Source organism: Rubritalea sp. (assembly GCF_039830215.1).
In the GTDB taxonomy this organism is placed as follows: domain Bacteria; phylum Verrucomicrobiota; class Verrucomicrobiia; order Verrucomicrobiales; family Akkermansiaceae; genus Rubritalea.
Genome location: NZ_JBDOPO010000026.1, coordinates 1 through 5,320, shown reverse-complemented (window position 1 = coordinate 5,320; position 5,320 = coordinate 1). Strand labels below are relative to the sequence as shown.

Annotated in this window: 2 protein-coding genes; both read right to left on the bottom strand. The window is 49.9% G+C overall.

Features of this window, described 5'->3' with window-relative positions:
* Window positions 1–1,762 (bottom strand): glycerophosphodiester phosphodiesterase family protein (locus ABGY95_RS00740; protein ID WP_347439763.1); only part of this gene is annotated, 1,762 nt, incomplete at its 3' end.
* 160 nt (window positions 1,763–1,922) lie between these two features.
* Window positions 1,923–5,264: an SbcC/MukB-like Walker B domain-containing protein gene (locus tag ABGY95_RS00735; RefSeq protein WP_347439762.1), complete on the bottom strand. Its 3,342-nt coding sequence runs from the start codon at window positions 5,262–5,264 to the stop codon at window positions 1,923–1,925.
* Window positions 5,265–5,320 lie beyond the last annotated feature (56 nt).

Below are 5,320 nucleotides of genomic sequence, written 5' to 3'. Positions count from 1 at the left end.
CGGTGGTTGGTGTGTCAGTGATGAGACCATCCACACCACGGCTCGTCATTGCTGAGATGTCCAGCTTGGTATTGACGGTCCACACAAAGATTTCGATGCTATTAGCGTGGGCGCGTTTGACTAGTTTCGGGGTGGCAGCTCGGCTGTTGAGTCCTAGGAAGTCGACGTCGAGTTTTGTGATGTCACCGAGAGCTACAGTCGAGAGAAGGCCGATCTTCCAGTCTGGACGGAGCTTGCGGACTTTTTGCATGCCTTCGTAGTTGAGTGACATGATCATGATCTGCTCAGTCATTTTCTCGGCTTCTACGATGTCGATGACTTTTTGCTCGAGAGCTACGTCGTGCCCGTAGTACTTGAGTTCGATCAATACTCCCGACTTTCCTCGGCAGATATCGAAGACTTGTTTCAATGTTGGAGTTGTCTGGTCTGAGAATTTAGGGTCAAACCATGAGCCGATTTCAATGTTTGGCAGTTCGCTTGACTGAGCGTCCCAGATGTTGAGTTTTTTATTAGCGAGACGTTTGTAATCGGAATCGTGGAAGACGACAACCACACCGTCGGCAGTTTCTTGCACATCTATCTCGATGAAGTCTGCGCCGGCGTCGACAGCCATCTGAATCGCAGCGAGGGTATTTTCTGGAGCATCCATTGAAGAACCTCGGTGGGCGATAATGAGCACCTTGTCTTCCTTATGATGGTTGCTGATCCACTGGTAGCAAACTATGCCGCAAACGGTTAGTGCTGCGAGGGTTGCAAAGAAAGCATACTTTTCTTTGAGTGGGACATGGAATTTCTCGCCTGCGCCGAAATGAACTGGAACCGTGGTATCCAAACCGCACTTTTCAAACATCTGGAGGTTTTGGTGGGCCAGCATACAAATAGTGATGAAGCCAACGATGAAGGAGATCGCTGAAGTGATGGCTAGAGTGCCACCGAGCGTGAGGGCTAGCAGTGGTAGACGGTCAGCGAGCTGAGGAATGAGCCATTCAGCTACAAGATTGAATGGGGAGCATAAAAGTGTGATGGCTACTGGCGTACCGAAAAGCCAGAGTGCTAGCCACAGTCCAATGTGTTTCTTTTGGCCTTTGCTGATCACAGTGCTGCGCTTTTTTGCGGATTTGGAACTGATAGAAGCAAACAGAACGAGAGGGAGAGCGTAAAACCAGCTGATGGCCATTTTTATCAAAAGGACGCCCATGGAGATCAATAGTAGCGCGGCAATCACCACAGCTTTGATAAACTCCGGTGGTTTCTCAGCCAGGTAATAATTGATGTCATTATCGCTGATGAAGTAGAGGTAGTCGGCCGCGATTAATCCAACAATCGGCAGCGCTACAAGCAGTATGGCAAAGGTGAAGCGGAGGCAAAGTTTGACTAACTGCGGGCCTCTGCGGGTGATCGCCCTGAATATGCCAGTAAGGTGGGCGTGTGAATGGTGGTAGTATGCATGGCTGCCAACTAACAGCGCTGCATAGGTGAGAAAAGCGATAGTTAGAACGAGCGTGGCGATAATGATTCCAGAGATGGCTCCGACTGGGCTAAGAAGGAAGGTAGCTATCTCAGTGTCGCTGAGAGCAGGCTGACCCGAGAGTGACACAAGTACCTGAATGGTGATTCCAACCAATGGCGTCAAAAGCATTGCTGAGACCAATGAAAACGCGATATAGATTACAAACAGATCTTTCCAGCTACCTTCGCGTAGAGTTTTAATGGCTTCTTGCGCTTCTAGAAGGACGCGGGATGGGGATGTAGCTTTTCTCATGCAATAGATGTAAGGTCTCTAAGCCTTACCTATTTCTAACAGCAATGAAAAGTTCTTTGTTAGTATGGAACCAATAGGGGATAAAAAAAGTGAGGGGTACTATGAAAAGCCCTCACTTTTAGTAGGCTTCGTTGATCGAGGCTGAAATGGGTTTCGTGTCTTATTTCATTAGCTTCTCTGTGGCTTCCTTACGCGTGAGCGAGACAGCAATGTTCCGGATGTGGTTGATGCGGCCGACTTTTGTTTCCTTTTTAGAAACGACCATGGTCTGGTCACATAGGTCAATCGCGTATGGGATGTTTCCGGATGACATCGAGAACGCTCCTTGAAGTCCGAGTTGGGTAAGAGCGTCTATACAGTCGCGGATACGTTCACCTGAAAGCTTGGAGAAGGCTTCGTCAATGGGTACTAGACCAATGCTAGGTTCTTTTCCACGGCGCTCGTAACGATGGTAAGCACGGAGGTAACAGGCTAGGATAGCAATGAAGTATGGCGACTGGTTTTCTCCACCAGAGAACTTACCTGACTGTTTATCAACCGACGTTTCACGGCCATCTGGGTCGCGGGTGTCCAGCACTGACATGTCGTAGTCATAGTAGTTTCGGTAGTCGAGGAAATTGAGCGCCTCAGCATTGTTAGGGTCCTCAACGAGGGTGTCGAAGATGCGTTCAACTTCTTCTTTAGTCTCGGAATCGATGGATTCAAAGAAGAGGGAATCTTCATCAGCTAGTGCGCTGTTGTCGACGAGTTTCTGATAGATGGCGTAATCAGGATTGCGCTTCTTGCGAATCTGGTAGAGGTGGACACCGATCGGCTTGTTGAGTTCTTTGTTGAGCAGCTTGAGTGTGAGGTCGACTCGCATCAATGCGCTGCGCAGCTTGACGAGAACTTGCTTGCGGAATATTTCCTGCCAGTTGCGTTCTTCGCGTTCGGCTTTGCCTTCGTACGCTGGAATGTCACTTTGGGCAATGCGCTCGAGTCTTTCATTCCACGGTCCATTCTCTTCATCTTCTGGAGAAAATTCGTTGTAGATAGGGAACTGACGAGCGAGCTCCTTGCGGGTTTCTAGGACGGATGCCCAGGATAGGTGAGAGCGGTCGATGCAGGCTCGTTCGAGACGGGATGCTTGTGAAACGGCGAGATCGAGTGCTGGGAATTCTGTGATCAGATTTTCATAGAGCAGCTCACGGCGTTCGTCGTGCTCACCGATTCCAATGCACTCTGCACGGAAAAGTGCGAGTTCGGCATCGGCTTTGTCGAGTTGTTCTTGGTAATCTTCTAGGCTGCCTTGGCGGCGGCCTAGTTCGAGTTTGAGATCAGATTTTCTGAGGCTCTTGAGCTCGCGCTCGTAGCCACCGAGAGTGTAATCGAGGTTTCCAAGTTCTGCTTCTTTTTCTTCGAAGCCACCATCTTCGATCGTTTTTAGGCGGTTGATGTTGTCTTGCAGTCGGTCTTCGGCACTTTTGAGCTGTTGAAGGTCGGCTAGCTGAGCACCAAGGCTTGGGCTGTCGAGGCGTTGCTTGCGGTAGTTGTTTTCGCATTCAGCTAACAACTCAGCAAGTGGCTGGAGGCGTTCGAGTTCTTTACGAATGCGCTCACGTTCATTTTCAAGAGCCACTTTTTGCTGCTCAAGACCACGGCTCCCAATGTAGGGGATGTTGTCGTAGTGTCCTCGGCGCTCCGCAAATGGCTTACGGTAGGTGAAGCCGTCAGGAAGAATGGATGAGTTGAAATTGGTGAGATCTTTAGCGTCTTCCACGCAAATCAAACGGCCAAAGAGGTGGTCGACGATCGACTGAGCCACAGGGTCGTGACATTCTAGGTGTTCCGCTAAACAGTTAGGCTCACAGCGAGAGTTGAGGTCGAGGGCTTGGTCTGGGTTGATCAATGACTCACCAGGTGCGCCACCTTTCATTTCGCGGTAGATTGTTTCTGCGAACCTGTAGTTCTCTTGCTCAACAACCACTGCGAATTTCCGGCTAAATGCGATCTCAATGGCTGGTCGCCAACGTTCGTCTTTTACCTCACAGAGTTCACGCAATGCGAAGGCTGCTGGGTCACCATTCCTTCTACGAGGAAGGGTTGAGTTGATAGAGTCTAACAATACGGAACGTTGGCTAACTTTACCACGATCGAGAGTTTCTAGCCGAGCGGAGAGGCCACGCAGTTTGTTGACCTTTTTCTCCACTTCATCACGCAATGGCTTCTCAGCATCTTTCGAAGCGTAGTGGAGGTTGCGGACATTGTCGGCGAGTTTTTCTAGGTTCTCAGTGAGTTCGTGTAGTTCACATTCCTCAGTGGCTTTGAGCGATTTCTCTACAGACTTCACCATGCCGTGCGGAAGCTTGATGCCAGTTTTCTGAAGTGCCTCTAACCAGTTGCGGATCATGCGGCAGCGCAGCACTCGGGCTTCACCGATCGTTTTCCCGGCTTCTCTGAGCTGGTTGATTTGGCCTACGAGCCTGCGGTTGTCTTCACGGATGTGGAGGTACAAGCGACCATCTTCGGTCTCATTTAGGGCGTCACGCAGAATGTCTCGTCGCTCACGGCCACCCTTGAGAAGTGACTCAAGTTCTGTCTCACGGGAATTCTCTGACTTGGCTTGTTTCTCAAGCTCCTTGATCTCTGCTTCTAACTCCTCGACCATTTCGCGCAATTCTTCGCATTGAAGGTCACGGGAAATATCCGCGTAGAGATCTTTATCAATGATCGATTGCTTATTCGTTTTAAAGTCTTTACCAATAGATTCTAGCAAATCTAACTGACGGCGCAGAGCTGTGAGTTCGCGGCGCAGTGAGAGGAATGCGTGGTAGGAATCTCGCACTTCTTGGATGCGAACTTCATCAGGCGGAAGAACGTAGTTGCGACAGAATTTGTTAAAGTTGTCGAGAAAGGTAAAAGACATCGCTGCTGGCAGCAAGTAGTCGAGCGTTTGTCGGTCGTAGTTGAGGTGGCTGGGGAGAGCCATTTCTCGGCGGTAGGACTCCATCGTGTCGAAGACCTTGCCTTCGCACTCGCCGACATAGTCGCGGAAGCTCGACCAATCGAGCGGGAAATCAAATTGGTCAATCCAGTCGGCTTTGTCCAAGCGACGTGGGATCATGAAGCCGTGCCGGCGAGAGGCCTGGTTCTGAGCTGCACTGTCGAACTCGATACGGAGTCCCCATGTTTCCACCTTATGGCTGTTAGGCCATCTGAATTCTAGAGCGACATAGGTGGTCGCTCCGTCATTACGCATGTACTGGGGAAGGCCATCGATTTCATCCTTAGTGTCACCTAGGCAATAGGATTTCAGTGTGCGTGAAGAAGCTTTACCAGTCGCAGATTGGTTATACTTCGACTTTTGATCACCAATCAAGACAAGCTGTATCAGGTCCATCAAGATAGACTTTCCTGAGCCGGTGACTCCGGCGATGAGAAGGTTGCCGTGGATATCAAAGGTATCTTGGTAGCCAAACCAGTTGATTGCGTGGATGCGTGTGAGTTCGATTTTTCGGCTCATGCGTGGAAGATTAGTTAGGTGTTAAATCGGGTAAGTGTTTATTGCTCCTCGTCCTC